The sequence below is a fragment of the Sphingomonas gellani genome (assembly GCF_900110035.1).
Taxonomy (GTDB): domain Bacteria; phylum Pseudomonadota; class Alphaproteobacteria; order Sphingomonadales; family Sphingomonadaceae; genus Sphingomonas; species Sphingomonas gellani.
In genome coordinates this window covers 164,408-188,620 of the sequence record NZ_FOCF01000007.1, presented here as the reverse complement: position 1 = coordinate 188,620, position 24,213 = coordinate 164,408, and the positions used below count along the sequence as shown (strand labels likewise).

Here is a 24,213-nt window from a genome sequence, read left to right as displayed (position 1 = left end):
CTAGCTCCGAACGCCCGCAGGCGACGGACTGGCAATTCGGTGGATCATTGTCGCGGACGGCAGTTATCCGCCGTTTTCGAGAAGGATGTCCCGTCATGAGCCTATCGTGAGTCTCGGCAACGGCGAGACGGACCAGATCGGCCCCGCAAGCTGATCGGTGCACCTCCGCAAAGAGTGGGGCTGCGCGTCGCCGCTCCTTCGGCCGCCCGCTACGCTCCGGCGCCGGCCATCGCGGCATCGATCGGTTTTCGTGCCATGACGCCCGCCGGCCACGCTCGTGGCTGGGACGGCCAGCGAACGGCCAAGGCGTCGGTCGAGAAAAGCTGAAGAAGACGCTCCGACGGCATCGGTAGCTGTAACCCAGCCGGCCCTCTCCAGCCTCGCTGCCGCGCACTGTCACGGCGCCTCAACAATCGCGGTGCAAGCGGGGGGGTGTCATCTGGAGAGCGTCATGATCATCGACCGTCGTTCACTCGTCACGACCGCCCTGTTGGGGATCGGTAGCCTGGCGCTGCCCGGCTCCGTCGGCGCCGCAGTTCTTGCCGGCGCGACGGGGTTCACCCATTCGGTCGCGAGCGGCGAACCGGCCGCTGACTCGGTGCTGCTGTGGACCCGCTATGTGCCGACCGGTGGCGGTCATGCGGAACTGCGCGCGGAGATCGCGGAAACCGCGGATTTCGCCCGCGTGGTGGCCGGCGGCGCCCAGGTCACCGGCCCGTGGCGCGACCACACGGCGAAGATCACCGTGGAGGGGCTGCAGCCCGGACGCAGCTATTTCTTCCGGTTCGTGGCGCCCGATGGCAGTTTCTCCCCGACAGGGCGGACGCGGACGCTGCCGGCCGACGGCCGGCGTCCGTGGCGGGCGGCGATCTTCTCCTGCTCCAACATGGGCTATGGCTGGTTCAACGCGTACGGCCATGCCGCGGCGCGCGACGACATCGACTGCGTCGTCCATCTGGGCGACTATTTCTACGAATATGCGACCGGCAATTATCCTCCTGCCGGGGTCGGAGTGCCGGGCCGCGTTCCGCTGCCGGCGGGGGAGATCATCCACCTGGCCGACTATCGCCTGCGCTATGCCAGCTACCGCGCCGATCCGGACCTCCAGGCGCTGCACGCCCGTTTTCCGATGATCGCGCAGTGGGACGATCACGAAAGCGCCAACGACAGCTGGGAGGGCGGGGCCGAGAACCACGATCCGGCGACCGAAGGTGACTGGAACCCGCGGCGTGCGGCAGCGATCCAGGCGTATCGCGAGTGGATGCCAGTGTCGGACGAGCCGTGGAAGGCCTATGACATCGGTGGCCTTGCCACGCTGTTCCGCACGGAAACGCGGCTGCTTGCTCGCACCGAGCAACCCGACGTCGCGCCGCTGTTCCAACAGGCCGATCCCATGGCCGCCCTTAAGGCGTTTCGTGACGGCCCGTGGATGGACCCGGCGGCGACCATGATGGGCAGCCAGCAGGAGGTTTGGCTGTCGCATGCGATGCGCGCATCGGTGAAAAGCGGGCGGCCGTGGCAGATCGTCGGGTTCGGCACCATCATGGGCCGCACGATGATGCCGTCGGAGGCCGCGGACTGGCTCGGCGGGGCGAACGAGCGCGCGCGCCGCTATGTCGCGGGCGGCATCGCGGCGGGCAGGGCGGGCCTGCCGTTCAACTTCGACAATTGGGGCGGCTATCCGGCGGCGCGGGCGCGGTTCCTGCGATCGGTGCAGGGGATGGGCGGCAACACGGTGGTGATCTCCGGCGACAGTCACAATGCCTGGGCTTACGATCTGGCGCAGGACGGCCGCCCGGCGGCAGTGGAATTCGCCGGCCACAGCGTCACCTCTCCGGGGTACGAGGGCGGGGTCGGCACGGACCCGCGCATCGTGGCGGCCGCGCTGGTCCGGGCCAATCCGGAACTGAAATGGTGCGACACGTCGCGGCGCGGCTATATGGCGATGACCGTGGCGGCGGACCGGGTCACCAACGACTGGATCATGGTCGACACCGTGAAGCAGCGCAGCCCCCGCGCCAGCATCGGGCACAGCGCAACCGTGATGCGGGGGCGACGCGTGATGGCGTAACCGGCCTGCCTCGTTGCTGTCATTGTTCTGGCACGGGATCGTCGCGGTTGCGCAATCCGGCCTGCCTAGGTTCCGCGCCGGAGCGGGGGAATACTCACCATGAATAGACTATCTTGCGCGGTTGGCGCCGCTCTGCTCGCCTGCACGTCGACGGCGGCACTGGCCCAATCATCGTCGGTGCCCGCGAGCGACGCGCCGGAGAACGACATCGTCGTCACCGCGCAGAAGCGGGAGCAGAAGGTCGCCGACGTACCCGTTACCGTCACGGCGGTGACGGGTACGCGCATGGCGGACATCGGGATAAACTCTCTGTCGGAAGTGGCGCTGTTCGTGCCCGGCCTGCGCATCCAGGAGCAGAGCGCGAACAACCCCGGCTTCGTCATCCGGGGCATCACATCGGACAGCGGATCGGCGCAACAGGGCGCGCGCGTCACGCTGTACTATAACGGCATCGACATCTCGCGATCGCGCGGGGCGTATCAGGACCTGTTCGACGTCGCGCGGATCGAGGTGGTGAAGGGGCCGCAGGCGACGCTGTTCGGCACCGCTGCCGCGATCGGCGCGGTCAGTATCGTGTCCGCTCCTGCCGAGACGGGTACGTCGTCGGGCATCACCGCCACCTACGGCAATTTCAACCGCACGCAGGTGTCCGGCTTTCTCAACGCGGGCAGCGACACGTTCGCCGCGCGACTGGCGTTCGCGTACAAGTATCGCGACGGCTATGTCCGCAACATCGCCGGCGATCCGGACGTACCCAACCAGAACCAGGGCCGCATCAACCAGAAGGATTTGAACGGTCAGGATCAGCGCGGCATCCGCGGCACCTTGCGCTGGCGTCCCGACGATGCGGTTGATGCCAGCCTGGTGCTGACCTATGACGGGCAGCGCAATCCCGGCACCGCGTTCAAGAGCCGCGCCTTCGCGCCGACCGGCGGCCAGACGGGCGATTACGGCTATGCCGAACTGTCCGGGTCGCCGTTCAGTGCCGCCGTGCTTGGCGATGCGAAGCTGGGGCTGAAGCGCGACGTGTACGACGCCAACCTGACGGTTGCGGTCGACCTGGCGCCGGGTGTGACCTTTACCACCGTCAACGGATATCGCCGCTTCAAGAGCAACGAGGTGTTCGACGCCGATGGCGGCCCCGCCTGGTACCTGGAATTCGCGGAGGACGCGCGCGGCCATCAGTTCAGCCACGAAAGCCGCTTCGCCTTCGACGGCCCCGGCTATCGCGCCTCTTTCGGCTGGAACGGCTTTTTCGAGGACAATCTCCAGCGCGTGCCGTTTTCCACCGAAGAGGGTACGTACCTCGCCTGTTCGGTCAGCGGAACATTCGCACCGATCCGGGCCGCGCTGAACGCCGCCGGCATTCCCACCGGCCCGAACTGCGTCGCGCCGAACGGCACGATCCCGGCAACGCGCGCCACCGCCATCCTGACACGGGGTGCCGCGACGCAGATCCCCTATAGTTCGGTATTCACCAATTACGGGCACAACGACAGCTATTCGGTTTTCGCCGACGGGACATGGATCCCGGACCGTCGCGTCGAGCTGACCGCCGGCGCGCGTGTGCTGATCGAACGGCGCAAGTCGGGCTATAGTTCGGTGCAGCCCAATTCCGTCATCCTTGGAGCACTGGGCGTGCGCAGCAGCCTGCTCGGCACCGCAAACACGGGCGGCACCGAATTCCGGGCCGAGAAGTCGTTCACGGCGGTGCTGCCGCGCTTCAACGCGCTGTACCGGATCGGCGATGGCATCAACCTGTACGCGACGATCAGCAAGGGGCGCCGCTCGCCCGTGGTGCAACTCGCCGCCCTGGCCGGCACGCCGGTCACCCCCAACCTGCAAGTGGTGCCGGAGGAGACCGTCTGGAATTACGAAGGGGGCATCAAGGCGAGCATCGGCGGCCTGTCGGGGACGCTGTCGGCCTTTTACCAGACCTATGACGGGTTCCAGGTGTCGGTCACCAACAACGGCGTGACCACGACCCAAAGCGCGGGGTCGGCGAAGAACCCCGGCGTGGAGGCGGAGGCGACGTATCGCTTCGGCGACGTGCTTTCGCTGTTCGGCAGCTTCGCCTTTATCGATGGCAAGATCGATTCCGGCGGCAATGTCGCGGCCAGCTATGCCGGCGCCCGCTTTCGCCTTCAGCCGAAATACACCGCGTCCGGCGGCGCGTCGCTCAGGTTGCCGATGGGGAGCGGGACCGTCTTCTACGCCACGCCGTCCGCCAATTATCAGAGCAAGGTGTTCTTCGAACTGCCCAATTCCGACGCGATCAGCCAGCGCGGCTATACGCTGGTCAACCTGCGCGCGGGCGTCGAACTGGATGGCGGACGGTACCGGATCGGCGGGTTCGCCCGCAATCTCGCCAACAAGCGCTATCTGCTCGATGCAGGTAACACCGGGGGCGGCTTTGGCGTACCGACCTACATCGCCGGCGAGCCGCGCTTCTACGGCGTGGAGGTCGGGGGAAGGTTTTGAGCCTTCGAATGCGACAACAGTGACGAACGGACCCTGCCAGAACGATGTGGGAGGTTTGGCAGGGCTCCTGCGAAGGTCCGCACGTCATAGGCGCTGCCGCCCGGTCGGTCGCGGCGCGTCAACTTATCGCAGGAGGTGATGCGGCCGCGGTGCTGGCGCCCGCCCGCGTTCCGCTCAGGCTGGCAACGGTGTGTGCGAATAGCGGCGCAGGCGTCGGTCAACCCGCTCCGACCGAAGGCGCAGCAGCCCGATCCACCGCTTGCCGGCCGAGGCCGGGGTCGTCGGTGAAGAAGCCGTCGATCCCCGCCGCGAGATAGGCGCGCATTTCCGAGATCGACCCGACCGGGTTGCGGGCGGCAGGTCCTTTGCCGTCCTGGAAATCGGCCGCGAGGAAATAGTTTTCGGGGCGGAAGGTGTAGGGCATCACCGCCAGCCCGGCCCGGTGAGCGAGCGCCGTCACGGGGTTGGGCGGCAGCAGCTTTCGGTCGGGCCCGAGCGGAATGATGCTGCGCGTGTCGGGTGCCAGGATGTCGGCATAGCGTGCCACGTCACGCAGGCCGGCCGCTTCCATCATCTGCGCGGACGTCAGGCTGCCGCCCGCCTTCACCACATCTGCTGGCGGATGGCTCGGGTCGATCAGCTGCATCAGGCGAAGGTTGGTGGGCCGTCCAAGCTTCGCGCGCAGATATTTCAGGTTCGCGATCTCGAACGACTGGATCACCAACGGGCACCGTCGAACAAAGCCATGGTCCAGCGTCGCAAGGAACCGTTCCTCCAGCGGCAGGCCGATGGAGCGGAGATAGGTCGAATGCTTCAACTCCGGCACCAGCCCAATCGGCCGCGCCCGCGACGCCGCTGCGGTGAAGTCGATCATCTCCTGCCACGTGACCAGCCCGTACCGCCCGTCCATGGCCGCGTTCTGCGGGCGCAGTTGCGGCAGCCGCTCGATCGCGCGCAGGGTCTTGAGTTCGGCCAGGGTGAAATCCTCGACGAACCAGCCGACCTGCTTGCTGCCGTCGATCACCTTTTCGGTGCGGCGCCCGGCGAATTCCGGATGCCGCGCGACGTCCGTCGTTTCCGCGATGTTCGGCTCGTGGCGGACGATCAGCACGCCGTCCTTGCTGACGACGAGATCGGGTTCGATGAAGTCGGCTCCGTCCGCGATCGCCTTTTCATACGAGGCCAGTGTGTGTTCGGGCCGCAGCGCCGAGGCGCCCCTGTGCCCGAACACCTCGACCCGACGCTCCGACCCCAGCACGCGTGGGGCAAGCGCGACCGCCCCGATGGTCGCGATCGCCCCACGCCGGGTGAAGCAGGGTGCAGCCGGTGCCGCCATCTCAATACGCGGCCGACAGCGTCAGGAACCACTGACGCGGGGCGATCGGATAGGCGGAGTAGCTGTTCGTCGCCGAACCGATCGACACGGTGGACCAGCCCTTCTTGTCGGTCAGGTTGGTGACGTTGAGCGCGAGTTCCGCCTTGCGCAGCGGTGCGATGAAGCTGTCGGGCAGCCGTGCCGCGACGCGAAGCGAGGCTTGGAAGAACGACGGCACGCTGGCGTCGTTGCTGAAGGTCGCATAGCGGCGCCCGACATAGTCACCGATCACCTGCACCTCGAACGGCTGAAGGGACAGCGTCGCGACGGTCTTGTTCAGCCATTTCGGCACGCCGGGCAACTCCTTGCCGCAGGTCGGCACGACGCCCCCGGTGACCAGATAGCCGCCGATGCACGAGTCCGTCGCAGCCCCGATACCCGATGCCGTCGAGCTGTAGTCGCTCCTGTATTTGGACAGGTTGTACGACGCCGCATTGTACAGCGACAATGCGCGACCCAGGCGCAGCGTGAAGGCGGCATCGACACCGTTGGTCTTCACGTCGCCGACATTGACAAGGATGGACGTGCCGCCGGTGATGCCGCTGCCCGCGATGCCGCCCGGGTTGGTGGAGATGGCAAGCAGGCGGTTGCTGAAGTCGACATGGTAATAGTTGACCTGCGCGTTCAGCCCCAGGCCGTTGCCGAAGGTGCGATTGGTGCGCAGGCCCGCCTCATAGGTCCAGCTGCTCTCTGGTCGCCCCTCGTCCGCAAAGGCGTCGAACGCAGCCTGGCTGCCGGTGAACCATGGGCCGCCGCCGCCCGCCAGATACGCCTGGTACTGACGCAGGTTCTTCTGCGCGTTGAAGTAAAGCTGTTCATGGCCGTTGAAGTCATAGGTCGCGCCGGCCGCCGGCAGGAACCAGCGCTTGGTATCGATACGCCCCTGCGGCAGGCCGCCGGCCAGGCCGGACAAGGAACCGGCGCGCGGCTGCACGGGATAGCGACCGTCCGCCCATTGCGCGCTCGTCTTCAGGCCCGCCTGGATGACCAGCTTTTCCGTCGCCTGCCAGCTGTCCTGGATGTGCAACTGCAACTGCTCGATCATCGCGTCGCCCTGATATTGGGTGAAGAGCGGCTGCGCCGCCTCGAGCGGGCGTATGTACGGCGTGCTAAAGGCGGGATTGTTGACGTCCACCCCGTACCAGCGGCGCCACTGGGTGGTGCTGTTATGCTCGAACCAACCGCCAAGTTCGACCTTGTGCGGTCCCAGGTCCAGGTTCAGCGCCGCGATCACGCCCCAGCGATCGATCCGGTACTCGGTCGTGCGCGTGATCAGCCCCGATCCGCCGGTCGCGGCGACCAGCGCGGCACCTGCCGCAGCCGCCTGTGCCGCCGTAAGCGCCGTGCAGGCGCTCGGCCGCACGCCGTTCGCGTTCCCGCCGAACCGGCAGTTCGCAGGAAGGCTCGCATAGCCGGGATCGAGATAGGGCTGCGCCGTCGTGATCGACTGGCCGAGCGGCCCGGCAACGACGCCCGCGCCGTCATTGTGGTGGTAATAGGCGGTGGTCGACAGGGTCGCCCAGTTCGCCAGGTGCGCGTCATAGCGGCCGTACGCCAGATAGTCGGTCCGCTGTGCATCGGAGTAATAGTTGCGGTAGTTGCTGCCTTGCGCCGACGGCGAATTGCCCAGCGCGCTCAGATAGCCGTTCCGATAGCCGTTGAAGTCCGGATAGAAGAACGGCTTCGTATAGGGCGTGTAGAGCTGGACGGGCGTCGCGGTGCCCCCGGCGGACGGCTTGAAGAAGACGGTGGCGTCCTCGTTCGGCTGGGCGAAGTCGTTATAGTCGAAATACAGCGTCAGCTTGCCGATGCTGTCGTCGTGGACGAATTTGGCGTTGGCCTGCCAACCACCCTGGATGCCCCGGAAATCCCAGGCGCGCGCATGCTGCCGGGCGCCCGAGACATAGGCGGAGTTGTTGCCGCCAAAGGTGCCCGTGTCCACCCGAACGAAGCTGCGCGAGGTGTCATAGCTGCCGAACGTCTGCGTTGCCTGAATGCTGAACCGATCCAGCGGATTGGACGAGAAGGTCTCGATCGTCCCGCCCAGGTTGCTGTTCGATGCGGTCGCCAGGTCGCCTGCACCGGTCGACACGACCACGCGGGCGACATTCTCCGAGATGACCGCGCGCTGCGGCGACAGGCCGTTATAGTTGCCATAGCTCTGGTCGCCCAGCGGCAGGCCATCCATGGTATAGCCGAGCTGGTTGGCGGCGAAACCGTGGATGAAGAGCTGGGCGTTCTGTTCGTTGTAACCCCACGGATCGGCGGTGACGTAGAGGACGCCCGGCAACGTCTGGATCGCCTTCAGCGGGCTGACGCCGGGCAGGATTTTCTGGATCTCGGTGCCGGGCAGCGCCACGGAGGTGCGGGTTTCGCGGCCGGTCACGATGATGGTCGGCGCGCTCGTGTCATCGTCCGCCGCGCGTGACCCCGCATCCTGGCCGACGGCGGATTGGCCGCTTTCCTGTGACATCGCAGCAGTGGCCGGCAGCGCCAGCGACAGGGCCAACGCAAACAACGAAGCCGACGTGCGAACCATCTTTTCCCCCGATCCTCATGCCGACACGTGCGCGTCGACGGTCCCGATCGGGTAAGTCAGTCTCGCGTGACTTTCGTGACGACTTCGTTTCAGCCTGATGACGGAAAGCGTCTGCATCGGCTTGGAAAGCCACGTGCCGCTACGACGTGCCAGCGCGCGCTATCTCCTCGCCACGGCGATCAGTGCGGTCGACGGGATCGGCAACACCGCGCGCTCGCCCGCCATGGTGCGTACCTCGTCGACCACGGCCGACTTGTCCGTGTCGCTCAGGCTGGTCCAATCGGGTGACATGCCGAACAATGCATCGGGATCGGAGAGGGTGGCCGTCTGCAACAGATAGTCGTGCGTGACATGTTCGATGTGAGGATCCCGATATCCGGCTGCGATCATCTCGCGGGCGAAGTCTGCGGGATCGCTCAGCGCCTGTATGCCGGCCGGCATCGCCATGCCCGCGCGCTCCGGAAACAGCTTGTCACGGATTTGGCCCAGCAACAGGAAGGTGGCGGCACCGCGATCCTGCCAGGTCGCGACGACGCCATATCCTCCGGGACGGGTGACCCGGGCCATCTCGGCCAGGCCACGCCGCCAGTCCGGGAACATCATGACGCCGAAGATCGAGAAGACCGCGTCGAAGCTGCTGTCCTCTAGCGTCAGTGCCTGGCCGTCCATGACCTGGACATCGACATTGGGAAGGTTCGACGCGGCGACGCGGTCCACCATGCCGGGCGAGAAGTCGGTCGCGAGAACCCGCGCGCCCGTCCGGGCCGCGAGCAGCGTCAGCGCACCCGTGCCGGCGGCGACGTCCAGGACCCGGCTGTCCTGGGTCAGGGGAACACGCGCAAGCGCTGCCGCGGCGAACAGCGCGGTGAAGGGGTGCGCGGTCTGCTCATAGTGCCGGGCCGCACCGTCCCAGTGATGAGGGTCTTCGTATTCAGGCATATCGGCACTCCACGACTCACGTAACCCGTAAAGTATCGTGATATCTGATTGCTGCCAATCCCGGTTGCGTTCCCCCCCCCCCCGGCTGCTGACGCGCCGACCCGCCGGCGCCGGCCGCACGGCGCGCGAATTCAACCGCAGGAAGCGGGACGCGGGCGATGTTCGTGGGCGGTAGCTGACCTCGAACACCATTCGAGGGGCTTGTATGTCATTCCGTGTTCAGGGGCTGGATGCCCGACACTTCATGCACCTTTACGGCCTGAGCAACGGTGAACTCACGCAGTTCGGTGCGCAGCGGGTCGTCGCGGATGTCACGCCCGGATTTCCTGATCGCATCGAGGTCCGCGATCTCGATCCTGGCGAAACCGCGCTTCTGCTCAACTACGAACATCAGCCTGCCGACACGCCCTACCGATCGCGTCACGCCATCTTCGCTCGCGAGGGCGCGGAACAGGCCCTTGACCTGATCGACCGGCTTCCGGAGGCGATCCGCATTCGCCCCATCTCACTGCGCGCGTTCGATGCCGTGGGCTACATGCTTCATGCCGATCTCCAGCATGGCAGCAGGCTGGAGCCACTGATCGTCCGCTTCCTGGCCTACCCTGACGTCGCATACCTCCATGCGCATTATGCGAAGCGTGGCTGCTATGCCGCCAGGATCGTTCGATCCTGAGCGGATAGCTTGGCTGCGGACGAAGGCCAGCGGCACCTAGCCTTAGACGCGCTCACCAGCCCCTTGGCGCCAAGGTCATCATGCCGTGCGTTTGCACCGCACGCGACCGTTCTACTTCGCCGCATCAATCTGCTTCATGAAGGTCAGATTGTCCTCCAGGTGCCAGTTGTCGGTGATGCGACCGCTCCGTACCGCCAGGATGTCGGTGGCGATAAAGTCGATCGGCTGGCCTGCGCCTTTCCGACCCTGAAACGTGCCGGTGAAATGGCCGGTGAAATGCAGCGCGCTGACAACGCGGTCGCCGACCACCAGCCGCTGTGTCACCGCGACGCGCAGGTCCGGCACCGCGCCGAGAAACGCCCGCGCGGCGACCATCGGGCCCTTTGGACCCTGCGGGCGTCCAGGCGGTAATGCGTGATCGATGAAGCCCGGCGCGATCGCCTGGTCGAGGAGCGTCTGGCTGGCGTTATTCCAGAAGCCGTAGAAGGCCTCGACGGGCTTGAGCAGCGCGGCAACCGTCGCGGGCGACAGGCTCCTGTCGACGATTTGGGCGCGCGGCCTTGCGATGGCGATGGCGGCACGGTCGTCGACCTGGGCGGACAGTGCCGGCGTCGCGGCGACCAACAGGGCAAGGGCGGGGATCAGGCGCATGGTGTGTCTCCTCAGGCGGCGATCGTGCCGCCGCCATCGACGGTCACGGTCGATCCGGTGGCATAGGGATTGGTGGCGACGAACAGGATGGCCTGCGCGATGTCCTCGGGCTTTCCGACCCGGCGCGCCGGCAGGCGAGCGGCGGCCTTGTCGAACATCGCCTGCCTCGCCGCATTGTCCATCTTAGCATAAAGCGGCGTGTCGATCAGTCCGGGCGACACGGTGTTGACGCGCACCGGCGCACGTTCCAGCGCGAGGCCGCGTGCCAGTGCCTCCAGCGCGGCGTTGATCGCGCCTTGCAGCACCGACCTCGCGCTGGGTCGCTGCGACAGGAAGCCGGAGACGAAGGTGATCGAGCCGCCGTCGTTGACGCGCGCCGCCCTCGCCACGCGATAGGCGCCGAAGAACTTGCTGTTCATCGCGGCCGTCGCGTCGGTCAGGTCGAGACCGGCGACGGGGCCGGTCCTGGTCTGCGCCGCAGCGACGACGACATGGTCGAACGGTTCGGCCTGCGCGAAGAAAGCCTCGACCGAGGCATCGTCTGCGATGTCGAGCGTATCGCGCGGGGGACGTGCTACCTGCGCTCCGGCAGCGGCGAAGGCGTCGGCGGTGGCACGGCCGATCCCGCCGGAAGCGCCAACCACCAGCACATGGGCGTCGGTCAGATCGATGGGCATGGTCTTGTCTCCTCAGGCAGTGGGGCCGGGCAGGCCGGTTTCGGTGGGCGGGCCACGGCGGATCACCGGCGTCGTGCCCTTCGTTTCGAGCGCGAAGGCGGCGATCTCGTCTTTGCGGGCGAACCACACGCCGGACTTGGATCGGGCATAGGCAAGGAAGCGATCGAGTGCGCGTACGCGGCCGGCATGGCCGGAAATGCGGTCGTGCAGGCTGACCACCATCATGCGCCGGCGATGCGCGCTCTCCTCGTAAAGCTGGTCGAACTCGTCGCGAAGCGCCTGTTCATAGGCGACCGGGTTCCAGCCCTCGAACGGGAACGACACGATGTCGTTCATGTGGAAGGTGTAGGGCACCGTGACGAAATCGCCCCCGGCGAGCGGCACGATGAAGGGCTCGTCGCGGCTGGGTTCGTCGATATGGTAGCGGAAGCCGAGGCTCTGGAGAATGTCGAGGGTCCGGGGCGAGTTGCGCATCCAGTACGCGTTCCATCCGACCGGGCGCTGGCCGGTCACCTGCTCGATGGTGGCGACACCGTCAGCGATGAAGCGGCGCTCCTCCGCCTCCGACAGTTGATAGCTGTTTTCCCAGGTGCGGCCGTGCGCCGCCGCCTCGTGGCCCCGCCGCACGATCTCTCGCGCGACATCCGGCGCCCTGCGAACCGCCTCGCCGATCATGAACGACGACAGCTTGATGCCATGCTTGTCGAACAGGTCCAGGATGCGCGGGATGCCCTCGTTCGGGCCATAGGCGAAGAAGGCGTTGGTCGGCAGGTCGGGAAGGCCGTCCTCGATGGGATCGGGAATGACGCCGCCCGCGCCCGAGATCGGCTGCCCGCCGCCCTCGAACATCAGGCTGAAGCTGACGGTGAGGCGTGCACCGCCCGGCCAGAAGGATTGCTGGGTCATCGCTCGAGGCTCCTTGGCTGTCGCCACGCTCGCGCCCGCGACGCTTCCGGCAAGAAAGGCGCGGCGATCGAGGGCGGGGCGGGGTGATCCATTTGACACTCCACCAACTTAGCTATCATCTGCACGGCGATAAGCGCGCAACACGGCGAGACAGTATCAACCGCGAGGCGATATGCTGGACGATCTCAATGAACTGCGGACGTTCCAACAGGTGTTGGCGCACGGCTCCCTGACCGGTGCCGCGCGTGCGATGGGTGTGAGCCTGGCTGTCGTCAGCAAGCGCCTGGCCACGCTGGAGAAGCGGACTGGTGTAAGGTTGGTCAACCGCACGACGCGCAACCTGTCGCCGACGGAGGAGGGGGAGCAATTGCTGGTCGAAGTCGACCGCGCCCTGGAAGCGATCGCACAGGGTGAGGAGTTGCTGGCGACCGGCCGTGACGAGCCGGTCGGCACGCTGCGTGTCTCCGCGCCGGTGTCCTTCGGCCGTCGCCATGTCGCGCCCGTTCTCGGGCAATTGACGCAGCGGTATCCACAGCTTGCCGTATCCCTGTCGCTCGACGATCGGCTTGCCGACGTGACTGGCGGCGCCATCGACGTGGCGATCCGCATCGGCGGACTCGCGGCGGCGGGCGGGGCGGCGATGCGCAAGCTGGCCGACAACCGGCGCATCCTGCTCGCCGCGCCCGCCTACCTCCACCGGCGAGGGCGCCCGCGGTCGCCGGACGATCTGTCGGACCATGACCTGCTACGCTATGGCGATGCTGTCGTCGCGTGGCGGTTGTTCGATGCCGACGGACGGGAGCAATCGGTGCCTGCGCCGGCACGGCTTCGCGTCGACAATGGCGACGCGGTTCATGACTGGTGCGTCGCTGGCCTGGGCATAACGCTGAAGTCGCAGGTCGATGTCGCGGCCGACCTGCGTGCCGGAACGCTTGAGCATGTGCTGCCCGAATGGCACGCCGGCGATACCCCGATCGTGGCGCTGTTTCCGGACCGTGCCACGATGCCCCGCAAGACGCGGGTGTTTCTGGATGCGATGCTCAGCGCGCTCAGCCAGCTATGATGGCGCCCGGTGCCCGGAGCGTTCGTATGTGATGGTCCGCCCCGTCGATGTCGGAGCCCAACTAGGCGGCGGAAGAGCCGTCGATGGGATGACGTACATCTCGCTCTACGGGCTTGTTCCAGCCGGACGCTTCTCCGGTCAGTGTGCGGATCATGGGAGAAGCCGATTGGGCAAGCTCGCCAGCGTCGGCCAACGAGATGCTTGTCAACCTGGCGTCCTCAGTAAGTGCTCCGAGAGCGCGGCAATGAACGTGAAGTTGTGTGGGATGCGGCCATTGACGCCGTGTAGCTGGCTCACGCTTCATATGCCGGCGCTGTTGCCGCGCATGACGCGACGGTCTTTACCTCTGCCAGTTAGAGGGAACCTAGGAACTGGACCGGCACCCGCTTGCTCAAGAAGCAGGCTCTAACGAGCCGGCGCCCATATAGGCAGGCCCGCCCTCGCCGAAGCGGGGCGGGCCGTTACTTCACTTCTCGGGGTGGCCGGTGCCCGGCTCGGTCAGCTTCGGCTCCTTGCCGTCCTCGACACGGCCTTCGTTGCGCAGGTCGCGGCCTTCCTGAGCCTTTTCCTTCGCCTCGGGCGATTTGCCGTGCTCGAACGCTTCTTCCTTGACGAAACCGGCGGCTTCCTTGGCCTTGCCCTCGATGCTCATGCACTTTCTCCTGCTGAACTACGCACCGTTTGCGCGGTGTCGGGTGATAAGCGCGCGGCCGCGCACAAGGTTTCCTGTCGCGGTCATCCCCGCGCGCGATCGACCGCGCCGGCGATCAGGCGGGCGACGGCGGCGGGTTGTTCATAGGGGAGCAGGTGCGCCGCATCCGGCACCGTCTCGATCCATGCGCCCGGATAATGAGGCAGGTTCAGGCGGCGCTGATTGTCGATCCCCAGATCGCCGTCGTCGGCACCGGCGACGATCAGGGCCGGGATGGTCAGCCGACCCACGCGCTCGCTCCAATCCTCGCGCGCGCCGCGTTCCAGCCAGCCGGTCCATGCCGCCGGCGACGACCGGCGCACATCGGCCACCGCCTGCGTCATCAACGGCGGCGGCAGGGGGCCGGCAACGTTCGCGTCGATGAAGCGGCGCGCGTCATCCTCTCCCGGCTCACCATCCGCGAACCAGCCGATCATGGTGGCGCGGCGATCCTCGTCCATCGGCTCCGGCGCCGGGGGCGAGGCCGCGAGCAGTACGACGCCGGCAAGGCCGTCCAGCGCCGGCTCACCGGCCTGTGCCCGCGCGGCAAGCAGCGTCGCGAACTTGCCGCCCATGCTGTGGCCGACGAGCAGGAACGAGGCAGGCGCGCGCGAAGCGATCTCGGCCGTCAGCCAGCGCAGCGTCGCCTCCACGTCCATTTGCCCGGCATGGTTGTCGCCAAAGCCGGGCAGGTCCGGCGCCACGCACGGGACGCGGTCGCCAAGCGCGGCGATCACCTCCCTCCACGCACCGCCACTCGCCCCCAGCGCGTGGAGCAGGAACACCGTCGGGGTCACGTCACTCCTTTGTCGGGCTGGACGCATTCACCGGCTCAGGCGCGGAAACTGCACGCAGCGTCTGTTCCTGTGCGTCGGGGTCGATCGTGCGACGACGGTCCAGCGGCTCGACCTTCACCGGGCCGCCGGATTTCAGCGCGGCGACGACCGCCTCGATCACCAGCAGGTCCGCCAGCCCCTCCTCGCCGTCCGGCTCGACCGTGCGATCCTCAAGGATGCAGTCCGAGAAGTATTTCATCTGGCCACCGAAATGGTCGGTCGCCTTGAACGCCTCATGGGTCTTGTCGTCGCCGATCTGGCGGTTCTGTTCCAGGCCGCTCTGGAAGCCGTAGCATGGGCTCATGTGGATCGACCCCTTGGTGCCCGCGATGATGAGGCTGTCGATCTGGTTGGCGTAATAGCTGATCGTGAACTGCGCGAGGCGGTCACCGGGCATGCGCAACGTCACTGCCAGCGTGTCGTCGAAGTCGCCGATGCCCGATTCCGGGTGGCGCACGCCGACGGCGGCGACAACCTCCACCGGCTCCGCCCCGAACAGATAGCGGATGGCGTTGATCGGATAGGGACCCATGTCGAACAGCGGCCCGGCCTCGATCCCGCTGGTCGCGCGGTGGTTGGCGGGATCCACCATCTGCGCGAAGCAGGAGGTGAAGGCGACTAGATCGCCCAGCTCCCCCGCCCTGATCCGGCGGATAGCGTCGAGGGTCGCCGGCTCGAAATGCAGGCGGTATGCCGTCATCAGCCGCGCGCCCGACCGTTCGGACGCGGCGATGATCTCCCGACATTTGGCGGACGATATCTCCAGCGGCTTTTCGCACAGGACATGGATGCCCGCGTGCAGCGCCGGCACCGCGAATTCGGCGTGCCGCCAGTTGGGCGTGGCGAGGTAGATGGCGTCGATCGTGCCCGACGCCAGCAGGTCGGGAAACTGCTCGTACGAATACAGGTGCTCGACGCCGTAGCGGTCGCCCAGGGCGGCAAGCTTTTCCGAGTCCGAGGAGACCAGCGCCGTGATCTCCGAATTGCCGGTGTGCGCGACGCCGGGCATCATCGCCTGTTGCGCGATGTGGCCCAGCCCGACGATGGCATAGCGGATTTTCCGGCCGCCGAGGCCGAGGGCGGATGCAAGGCTCATGGATCAGGTCTCCGTCGAAGGTCGAGGCGGCAAGCGCGTCAGCACCGCGCCGGTTCCGCCACCAGCGCATCCAGCGCCATGATGTGCGCCAGATGCGTCAGGCCCTGTGGCATGTTGCCGAGGAACGTGCCGCTGTCGGGATCGACCATTTCCGTCCACACGCCGACGCCCCGGTCGAGCGCCGTGGTCAGCCGATCGAGCGCGGCGCGGGCGACGTCACGCTGACCGAGTACCGCGCGCGCCTCCGCTATCCAGAAGGAACAGGCGAGGAAGCAGCCCTCCTCATCCTGCGCCCCCGAATAGCGGTAGTGATAGGGGCCGCAGCCCAGCTCCCGGTCGATCTCGTCCAGCGTACGGCGCAGCCGGTCCTCACCATCGAAGCCGAAGCGGACCGCGAGCGCCAGGCTGGCGTCCAGGCCATCGGCACCGGGATAGAACAGGTACGCGCCGCGCTCTTCGGACCAGCAATGCTCCCCGATCCACGCCTCGATCCGATCCCGCTCCCGCTGCCAACGATCGCGGCAGGTGGTGGGCAGCTGTCCGATGTCGGCAAGCTCCACCGCACGGGCCAGCGCCTGCCAGCAACTCACCTTGGACATGGTGTAATGGCGTTGCTCTGGCAGTTCCCAGATGCCGCTGTCCTTTGTCCGCCACGCATCGGCGCATTGGTCGGCCAGGTGCGACAGCGTTTCCGCCGAGCGCGGGTCGAGCACACCGCCGCAGGAGACGAAGCGGGCGGCCGTTTCGAAGATGTCGCCATACACGCCGTGCTGGACCTGCCCGGTCGCGGCGTTGCCCGTGACGACGGGCGATGACCCGCGCCAGCCGGGCACGTCGATGGGCGCCACATCCGGCACCACCTCACCACCCAGTGTGAAACACACGCGAGCGCCATGCGCCTGCAACCGGTTGAGCAACCAGCTCAACGCAGCCTTCGCCTCCGCCTGTGCGCCGGCGGCTAGGAACGCCTTGATGACATAGCCCGCGTCGCGCACCCAGGCGTAGCGGTAGTCATAGTTCTTCTCACCGCCCACGCGTTCGGGCAGCGAGGTCGTACCCGCCGCCGCAATCGCGCCGGACGGCGAATAAAGCAGCAGCTTCAGCGCCAGCGCGCTGCGCACGAAATCGGCACGCCGCTCGCCTGCATGCACCACGCGCGCCGCCCAGTCGCGCCATTCGCGGTCGGACAGGTCGATGCGTGCATCGATGTCGGCGATCGGCGGCACCGCCAGCGGCTCCTCCTCGCCCGCAACGATCGCCAGCACCCGCCGTTCGCCGGCCGCGACCGTGAAGCGGCCCGTCACCCCGTCGTCGTCGCGTTCGACCGTCACGCCGTCGCCATGCAGGAAGAGGCCGAGGACCCGGTCGACATGAAAGACGTGATGCCCGCCGATTCGGGATTGATACGGGCTGGCGGTGTCGGCGCGTCTGCCGGGCCGCATCTCCAGCCGGAACGCGACCTCCCCCTCCACGCCCTCGATCCGGCGTGCGAGTTCAGCCCAGGGCAGGCGGCCTGCGGTGCCGCTGTTGAGCGACTCGGTCAGCATCGCGCGACCGGTGGCTGTCACGAACAGCGTTTCCAGCACATTGCTGTCTTCGCGGTAACGACGCTCCACGGTGAACGGCGCGTCCGGAGCCACGACGAAGCGACCGCCGTTGTCCGTGTCTAGCAACCGGTCGAACAGCGGCGGGGAATCGAGGTTGGGAACACACCACCAGTCGATCGATCCGTCCGCCCCCGACAGTACCACAGATCGACCGTCTCCCAAGACGCCATAGTCTTCCAGCGGCAGGTAACCGTCGCGTCGCTCGGGAACCCGGGCGGCATCGTTCTGGGTCGCCGTTCGGTCGGCGGCATCATCCTGATCCAAGTCATGAAACATGCATCGACAACTCAGGACCGGCGCATGCGCTCCGCGCGGAACACGCCACGCGCTCGCTCATTAAGCGGGAAACTTCGGGCAAGGGGAGAACGGTATGGATCTCGGCATCGGTGGACGGGTGGCGCTGGTCAGCGGCGGCGATTCCGGAATGGGGCGAGAGAGCGCGCGGCAACTGTTGGAGGCGAGCGCGAAGGTGGCGATCACCGACCGCCCTGGCGGCACCCTGAACGAAAGCCTCGAAGATCTGAAAGGCGCGGGTGAGGTGATCGCGGTGGAGGCCGACGTTACCGATACCGACAGCATCGCACGGCTGTTCGCAGAGGTGGCGCAAAAGCTGGGCGCACCCGACATCCTGGTCAACGCCGCCGGCGTGACCGGCGCGACGGGTGATTTCCTGGAGGTGGACGATGCCGGCTGGCTGGACACGCTCAACATCAACCTGATGGGCGCGGTGCGCATGTGCCGGGCGGCCATCCCGGCGATGCGCGAGCGGAAATGGGGCCGGATCGTGCTGTTCTCGTCCGAGGACGCGGTACAGCCCTATGTCGACGAACTGCCGTATTGCGCGTCGAAGGCGGGTATTCAGAACCTGACCAAGGGTCTGTCCAAGGCCTATGGCTGCGACAATGTGCTGGTCAACGTCGTCATGCCGGCCTTCATCGCGACGCCGATGACCGACGCGATGATGGAAAAGCGGGCGCAGGAGAATGGCACCAGCGTCGACGCGGCGATCGACAGCTTTCTGGAGGAGGAGCGTCCCGGCATGACGCTGAAGCGCCGTGGCCGCGCCGACGAGGTCGCCGCGGCGGTCGCGTTCCTGTGTTCGGAGCGCGCCAGCTTCATCAACGGCGCCGCGCTCAGGGTGGACAGCGGCTCCGTGCAGACCATGGCGGTCTGACTCCGATCCGCGGTGACGTTCATCGTATCTCCGTGACTTTTCGGCCAGACCCCGCGCGTCATGCCGCAAAGTGCGATATGCGTGCCGAGCGAACATGGCGCTTCAAGCTCTTCAATCATCAGCGAGTACATGCATCGATGACTGCCGGTACGAACCAGAACCTGTCCGCCGCCCGCCCGACCTTCGTCACGCACCTGGAATGCTCGATGACGGGCGAGCGGTACGAGGCCGATACGCTCCACGGCCTGTCGCGTGCGGGCCGGCCGCTGCTGGTCCGCTACGACCTGGACGCGGTGAAGGCCAACCTGCCACGGCGGATGCTGGAGACGCGGCCTACGGACATGTGGCGCTGGCGCGAGCTGTTGCCGGTACGGGGCGCCGAGAACATCGTCTCGCTGGGCGAGATCGAGACGCCGCTGATCCCCATCCCGAAAAGTGCCGGTAGTGCGAACGTGCTGGTGAAGGACGAGGGGCGCCTGCCGACCGGCAGCTTCAAGGCGCGCGGGCTGGTGATGGCGGTCGCGATGGCGAAGGAACTGGGCGTCACGCGCATCGCGATGCCGACCAACGGCAATGCCGGCGCGGCGCTGGCCGCCTATGCCAGCCGCGTCGGGATCGAGACGATCGTCTTCTGCCCGGAGGACACGCCGGAGGTGAACGTCCGCGAGATCGCGATGCAGGGCGCGCGGGTATGGCGGGTCAACGGCCTGATCGACGATTGCGGGGCGATCGTGGCGAAGGGCGCGGCGGAGGGGCGCTGGTTCGACTTCTCGACCCTGAAGGAGCCGTACCGGATCGAGGGCAAGAAGACGATGGGCTTGGAACTGGCCGCGCAGCTCGGCTGGACGCTGCCGGACGCTATCTTCTACCCGACCGGGGGCGGGACGGGTCTGATCGGAATGTGGAAGGCGTTCGACGAGCTGGAACGGATCGGCTGGATCGGGCCCGAGCGCCCGCGCATGTATGCGGTCCAGGCGAGCGGCTGCGCGCCCATCGTGCGCGCGTTCGAGGCGGGCGAGGAGCATGCGGAACGCTGGGAGGACGCGCACACGGTGGCGGCGGGCATCCGCGTGCCGCGTGCGGTCGGTGACTTCCTGATCCTGCGCGCCGTGCGCGAGAGCGGCGGCAAGGCGGTGGGCGTGGGCGACCCCGCGATCCTGAAGGCAGTGGAGGACTGCTCGAAGAAGGATGGCCTGCTGCTCTGTCCAGAGGGCGGCGCGACCCTGGCCGCGTATCGCGAGGCGCTGCGCACGGGCGAAGTGGATGAGGACGAACGGGTCGTGCTGTTCAACTGCGCCACCGGACTCAAGTATCCGATGCCCGCCGCGCCGCAGGTGCTGGACCGCCACGCGCCGATCGACTTCGACGCGCTGTGATCGGAGCCATCGGGATGCGCACGGCGCCAGGCCGGCTGAGCTTCGGCACCCGCCGACGCTAGCACTCGCTACCGTGGTCCTAACGCATTGACCGAGGCGCGGCAGGCTACAACGCCCGCAGCGCCTCGGACGGCCTCGCCCTCAGCACGGGGATCGTCCCGAGGATGCCGATCCCGATCGTCACCGCCGCACCGATTGCGAGCGTCGCCAGCACGACCGACCAGTCGGGCAGCCATTCGAACTTGAACACCTGCGTGACGACGAACCAGCCGCCGCCCGCGCCGAGCGCCAGGGCCACCGTGCCGACGATCGCCGCGAGGATCGCGTACTCGATCGCCTGCATCGCCAGCACCTGCCTGCGTGTCGCGCCCAGGACCTTCAGCATGACCGCATCATAGGTCCGTGCCGCGCGCGCCGCCGCGATCGCGCCGAGCAGTACCGCGATCCCGGCGGCCACTGCGATCCCGGCGGCCGCGGTGATCGCGGTCGCCATCTGGCCGACGACGTCCTGGACCTGCTGCAGCACGCCGCCGACCTCCACCATCGACGTCGATGGAAAGCGTGGCAACAGCGCCCTGGTCACGGCCGACGCCTGTGTCGCGGGCATGTCGATCGTCGCGGCCAGGTTGTGCGGCACGTCCTGGAGCGCGCCGGGCGAGAACACCATCACGAAATTGAAGCCCAACGTGTCCCACGCGATCCGCCGGAACGAGGCGATGCGTGCCGTGCGTTCCAGCCCGAGGACCGAGATGGTCAGCGGGTCGCCGATCCGGAGCTTCAGCGCGTCGGCCAGCCGCTCGTCGATCGACACAAGGCTCTCCCGCCCCTCGGTCGCGGTCCACCAGCGACCGGAGGTCAGCGTGCTGCCGGGGGGCAGGGTCGAGGCAAAGGTCAGCCCGCGCTCACCGCGCAGCGCCCATGCCGCCTCCGGGATCGTCGCGAGATCGGCGACACGGGTGTCGGCATAGGCGGTGATGGTGCCGCGCATCAGCGGAACCGTCGCGATCCTGGCGGCGGGCGCGACCGCCGCGACCGTGCGGCGGAACTCGGCCTCGCGCTCCGGCGGCACGTCCAGCGCGAACAACGCGGGCGCACGATCGGGCACGGAGCGGCGGATGTTGCCGTCGATGCTGGTCCGGATGCTCGCGAGCAGGACGAACAGGGTGAGGCCGAGGCCAAGAGCGACGACCAGCGACACCGTTCGTGCGCCCGGCCGGTGGAGCGCGGCGAGCGCAAGCCGGGCGAGCGGCCGGCGCGGGCGGGGCAGGCGCGCGGCGCCCGCACGGATCGTGCCACCGATCGCCACCAGTACCGCCAGGGTCGCGGCTGTCGCACCAAGGAACAGGGCGGCGAAGACGGGCCTGTCGGTGGTCGACAGGGCCAGCACCACGACAGGAACCGCAGCGGCCGCAGTCCAGGCGACGCCCCGCCATCCGCCATTCGCCCGTGGATCGTGCGCGCCGCGCAGCAGTGCCGCGGCAGGGACACGCCCTGCGGCCATCAGCGGACGCGCGCAGAACGCCAGTGCGATCAGCAGGCCGTACGCGGCCGAGAGGGCGAGAGGGCCGGGCGCAAGGACGAAGCCCGGCGCGACCGGGAGCACGGCACCGACCGCAAGGCCGACCAGCGGCACAGCGGCGACGCCGGCAGCCAGCCCGAGCAGGATGCCGACGCCGGCCACCACGAGGATCTGGAGCAGGTACACCCGCGCCACCAGACCCGATGTCGCGCCCAGCACCTTCAGCATCGCGATGGTGCCGCGCCGCGCCTCCAGGTACGATCCCACGCCGTTGCCGACCCCGATCCCGGCAATCACCAGCGCGGTCAGCCCGACAAGGGTCAGGAACTCCCCCATGCGCGCCACGAAGCGGCTGGTGCCGGGCGAGGCGCGGTCGCGGGTGCGCGTCTCCCACTCAGCCGTGGGAAAACGCCTGGCGAAAGCGTCCGCGATTCCTGCGGGGTCGCCACGTGCGGCGATGCGGTATCTGGTCTCGAACAGGCTGCCCGGCTGGATCAGCCCGGTGCGATCGAGCCCCGAACGGGACACGATCGCGACGGGACCGAGGGTGAAGCCTTCGCTCAGCCGGTCGGGTTCGTCCGCGATGATCCCGCCGATGCGGAACCGCGCGGTGCCGAAACGTAGCGTGTCGCCCGGCTTCACCTTCAGGCGGTCGGCCAGCGCGCGACCGATCCACACCTGATCGACCATCGGCGCTCGCACCGCGCGGCGGTCGGTCAGCGTCATGCGGCCGTAGAGCGGATAGGCGGCGTCCACCGCCTTCAACTGCACGGGCGCGGTCATGCCGGCGGAGGTGACCGCCATGGATTGCATGCGCAGGGTTTCCGATACCCGGCCGGTGGCCCGCATCGCGGTCAGTTCCGCCGGCTCGGCAAGGCGCTGCGACACCGACATCTCGACATCGCCGCCCAGCAGGACACGCCCGCGTGCGGCCAGTTCGCCACCGATCGCATCGCTCAGGCTGCCGATCGCCGCCAGCGCGCCGACGCCCAGGAACAGGCAAAGCAGCAACAGGCGCAATCCGCGGAATCGTGCCGACAGCTCGCGCCGTGCGAGCCGCCATGCGAGCGCCCAACCGCTCACGCAGCGATCCGGCCGTCGGCGAGTTCCACCACCCGGTCGCACCGTGCGGCCAGGACAGGATCGTGAGTGATGACGACCAATGTCGCGCCCGTCACCGCGTGCCGGTCGAACAGCAGGTCCATCACCCGCCCGCCGGTGGCGGCGTCCAGATTGCCGGTCGGTTCGTCGGCGAAGACGATCCGGGGGCGGGGACCGAGCGCGCGGGCGATGGCGACGCGCTGTTGCTCGCCACCCGACAGCTGCGCGGGATAATGATCCAACCGGTGGCCCAAACTGACCGCGACCAGTTCGGCCTCCGCTCGGGCAAAGGCGTTGGCGGCACCGGCCAGTTCCATCGGCACCGCGACATTCTCCAGCGCGGTCATCGTCGGCAGCAGGTGAAAGGCCTGCAGCACGATGCCGATCCGACCCCGACGTGCGATCGCCAGCCCATCCTCGTCGAGCGTTCCGAAGTCGCTGCCCGCCACCTCGATCCGACCCGATGTCGCACGTTCCAGGCCCGCAAGAACCGCCATCAGCGACGACTTGCCCGATCCCGACGCACCGAGCAGCGCCACGCTTTCCCCATCGGCGACCCGAAGGTCGATGCCCTTCAGGATCTCGACCGGCGTCGTCCCGCCTAACGTCAGCCTTACATCCTCGGCCCGGATGACCATATCGCCTGCGACCATGATTGCGGGGGTTCCACGACAGAGATGACGAAGGCGCCATATGTGGCGGCAGCCGCACTTCTCCAAGCCGTCTGGCTGTTGCCGGCCTGTCATGAGCAACGTGAAGAGGCGTTGCCCGCGGCGAACGTCTCCGCTGCCGCGCCGGCGGCAAGGGTCGAGGTCGCCGGGCCGAAGCGCACCGTGCTCGCCTTTGGCGACAGCCTGTATGCGGGATACGGCCTGCAACGCGGGGAGAGCTTGCCCGATGCGATCGGCAAGCGCCTGCGCGGCCAAGGCATCAATGCCACCGTGATCAACGCCGGTGTTTCGGGCGATACCACGGCGGACGGGCGGCGGCGGCTGGCCTATACGCTCGATCGGCTGAAGACGACGCCCGACCTGGTGCTGCTCGGGCTGGGCGGCAACGACGTGCTGCGTCAGGTCGATCCTGCGGAAACGCGCGCGAACATGGCGGCGATGCTCGACGAACTCGCGCGCCGCGACATTCCGGTGATCCTGACCGGCATGATGGCGCCGCCGAACCTGGGGCCCGATTTCGCCGCACGGTTCGACGCGATCTGGCCCGCCTTGTCCCGCGAGCATCACGCCGTGCTCGACCCGTTCATCCTTCAGGGTGTGCTCGGCAACCGGCAGCTGATGTTGCCCGACGGCGTCCACCCCAATGCGGCCGGCGTGTCGCGCATCGCTGACCGTGTCGCGCCTCTCGTCGCCAAGCGGCTGGCCGAGTTGCCGGAGGCATAGATCGGCGCCGGCATCGGATGCGTCGGTACTTCCCGATCCGCATG

Annotated in this window: 19 protein-coding genes; 7 read left to right on the top strand and 12 right to left on the bottom strand. The window is 67.6% G+C overall.

All coding sequences use genetic code 11. From position 1 onward, the window contains the following. The first annotated feature begins 451 nt into the window (after window positions 1-451). The gene (locus BMX37_RS14200; protein WP_093666406.1) at window positions 452-2,071 is read left to right on the top strand and encodes an alkaline phosphatase D family protein; all 1,620 of its coding nucleotides are present in this window, start codon (window positions 452-454) and stop codon (window positions 2,069-2,071) included. A 99-nt stretch (window positions 2,072-2,170) separates the two neighbouring features. After that, entirely contained in the window at window positions 2,171-4,552 is a 2,382-nt protein-coding gene (locus tag BMX37_RS14195) for a TonB-dependent receptor (RefSeq protein ID WP_093666405.1), read from the top strand. A 217-nt stretch (window positions 4,553-4,769) separates the two neighbouring features. Here BMX37_RS14195 and BMX37_RS14190 read toward each other — a convergent pair whose 3' ends face one another. From BMX37_RS14190 to BMX37_RS14180, 3 genes are all read right to left on the bottom strand, one after another. Further along, window positions 4,770-5,888 carry a glycerophosphodiester phosphodiesterase family protein gene (locus tag BMX37_RS14190; protein ID WP_093666404.1) on the bottom strand — a complete coding sequence of 373 codons (1,119 nt, stop codon included), beginning with the start codon at window positions 5,886-5,888 and terminating at the stop codon, window positions 4,770-4,772. A 1-nt stretch (window position 5,889) separates the two neighbouring features. Further along, window positions 5,890-8,466 (bottom strand): TonB-dependent receptor, encoded by a 2,577-nt coding sequence (locus BMX37_RS14185; RefSeq protein WP_093666403.1) that lies wholly within the window; start codon window positions 8,464-8,466, stop codon window positions 5,890-5,892. 159 nt (window positions 8,467-8,625) lie between these two features. Beyond that, window positions 8,626-9,405: a class I SAM-dependent methyltransferase gene (locus BMX37_RS14180; RefSeq protein WP_093666402.1), complete on the bottom strand. Its 780-nt coding sequence runs from the start codon at window positions 9,403-9,405 to the stop codon at window positions 8,626-8,628. A 205-nt stretch (window positions 9,406-9,610) separates the two neighbouring features. Between BMX37_RS14180 and BMX37_RS14175 the strand changes: the two genes are divergently transcribed. After that, window positions 9,611-10,078: a DUF1203 domain-containing protein gene (locus tag BMX37_RS14175; protein WP_093666401.1), complete on the top strand. Its 468-nt coding sequence runs from the start codon at window positions 9,611-9,613 to the stop codon at window positions 10,076-10,078. A 111-nt stretch (window positions 10,079-10,189) separates the two neighbouring features. On the opposite strand, the gene BMX37_RS14170 is transcribed toward BMX37_RS14175, so the two are convergent. From BMX37_RS14170 to BMX37_RS14160, 3 genes are read right to left on the bottom strand one after another with little or no spacing between them, the layout of a single operon-like run. Continuing rightward, on the bottom strand, window positions 10,190-10,729 hold the full coding sequence (locus BMX37_RS14170) for an ester cyclase (RefSeq protein WP_093666400.1): 540 nt from the start codon (window positions 10,727-10,729) through the stop codon (window positions 10,190-10,192). Window positions 10,730-10,740: 11 nt separating this feature from the next. Next, on the bottom strand, window positions 10,741-11,406 hold the full coding sequence (locus BMX37_RS14165) for an SDR family oxidoreductase (protein ID WP_093666399.1): 666 nt from the start codon (window positions 11,404-11,406) through the stop codon (window positions 10,741-10,743). 12 nt (window positions 11,407-11,418) lie between these two features. Further along, entirely contained in the window at window positions 11,419-12,312 is an 894-nt protein-coding gene (locus BMX37_RS14160; RefSeq protein WP_212611452.1) for a polysaccharide deacetylase family protein, read from the bottom strand. Window positions 12,313-12,484: 172 nt separating this feature from the next. On the opposite strand from BMX37_RS14160, the gene BMX37_RS14155 reads away from it, so the two are divergent. Further along, window positions 12,485-13,375, top strand: a complete 891-nt coding sequence (locus BMX37_RS14155) for a LysR family transcriptional regulator (protein ID WP_093666397.1) — start codon at window positions 12,485-12,487, stop codon at window positions 13,373-13,375. 466 nt (window positions 13,376-13,841) lie between these two features. On the opposite strand, the gene BMX37_RS14150 is transcribed toward BMX37_RS14155, so the two are convergent. The 4 genes from BMX37_RS14150 to BMX37_RS14135 all read right to left on the bottom strand — a co-directional run bounded on the left by BMX37_RS14150 (window position 13,842) and on the right by BMX37_RS14135 (window position 17,881). Then, a complete protein-coding gene (locus BMX37_RS14150; RefSeq protein ID WP_093666396.1) occupies window positions 13,842-14,027 on the bottom strand; it encodes a hypothetical protein in 186 nt (61 codons plus the stop codon). Between the two features lie 83 nt (window positions 14,028-14,110). After that, window positions 14,111-14,863 (bottom strand): alpha/beta fold hydrolase, encoded by a 753-nt coding sequence (locus BMX37_RS14145; RefSeq protein ID WP_244501604.1) that lies wholly within the window; start codon window positions 14,861-14,863, stop codon window positions 14,111-14,113. A gap of 1 nt (window position 14,864) precedes the next feature. After that, window positions 14,865-15,998, bottom strand: a complete 1,134-nt coding sequence (locus BMX37_RS14140; protein ID WP_093666394.1) for a Gfo/Idh/MocA family protein — start codon at window positions 15,996-15,998, stop codon at window positions 14,865-14,867. Window positions 15,999-16,036: 38 nt separating this feature from the next. Beyond that, window positions 16,037-17,881 carry a glycoside hydrolase family 15 protein gene (locus tag BMX37_RS14135; protein WP_093666393.1) on the bottom strand — a complete coding sequence of 615 codons (1,845 nt, stop codon included), beginning with the start codon at window positions 17,879-17,881 and terminating at the stop codon, window positions 16,037-16,039. Window positions 17,882-17,975: 94 nt separating this feature from the next. On the opposite strand from BMX37_RS14135, the gene BMX37_RS14130 reads away from it, so the two are divergent. Together BMX37_RS14130 and BMX37_RS14125 are read left to right on the top strand one after the other, a co-directional pair. Then, window positions 17,976-18,779: an SDR family NAD(P)-dependent oxidoreductase gene (locus BMX37_RS14130; RefSeq protein WP_093666392.1), complete on the top strand. Its 804-nt coding sequence runs from the start codon at window positions 17,976-17,978 to the stop codon at window positions 18,777-18,779. A 137-nt stretch (window positions 18,780-18,916) separates the two neighbouring features. After that, window positions 18,917-20,155, top strand: a complete 1,239-nt coding sequence (locus BMX37_RS14125; RefSeq protein WP_170841980.1) for a threonine synthase — start codon at window positions 18,917-18,919, stop codon at window positions 20,153-20,155. Window positions 20,156-20,261: 106 nt separating this feature from the next. Here BMX37_RS14125 and BMX37_RS14120 read toward each other — a convergent pair whose 3' ends face one another. Both BMX37_RS14120 and BMX37_RS14115 read right to left on the bottom strand, forming a co-directional pair. Next, entirely contained in the window at window positions 20,262-22,757 is a 2,496-nt protein-coding gene (locus BMX37_RS14120; protein ID WP_093666391.1) for an ABC transporter permease, read from the bottom strand. Continuing rightward, window positions 22,754-23,428, bottom strand: a complete 675-nt coding sequence (locus tag BMX37_RS14115) for an ABC transporter ATP-binding protein (protein ID WP_093666390.1) — start codon at window positions 23,426-23,428, stop codon at window positions 22,754-22,756. The genes BMX37_RS14120 and BMX37_RS14115 overlap by 4 nt, the downstream gene beginning before the upstream one ends. Window positions 23,429-23,470: 42 nt before the next feature. Between BMX37_RS14115 and BMX37_RS14110 the strand changes: the two genes are divergently transcribed. Beyond that, window positions 23,471-24,169 carry an arylesterase gene (locus tag BMX37_RS14110; protein WP_244501603.1) on the top strand — a complete coding sequence of 233 codons (699 nt, stop codon included), beginning with the start codon at window positions 23,471-23,473 and terminating at the stop codon, window positions 24,167-24,169. Window positions 24,170-24,213 lie beyond the last annotated feature (44 nt).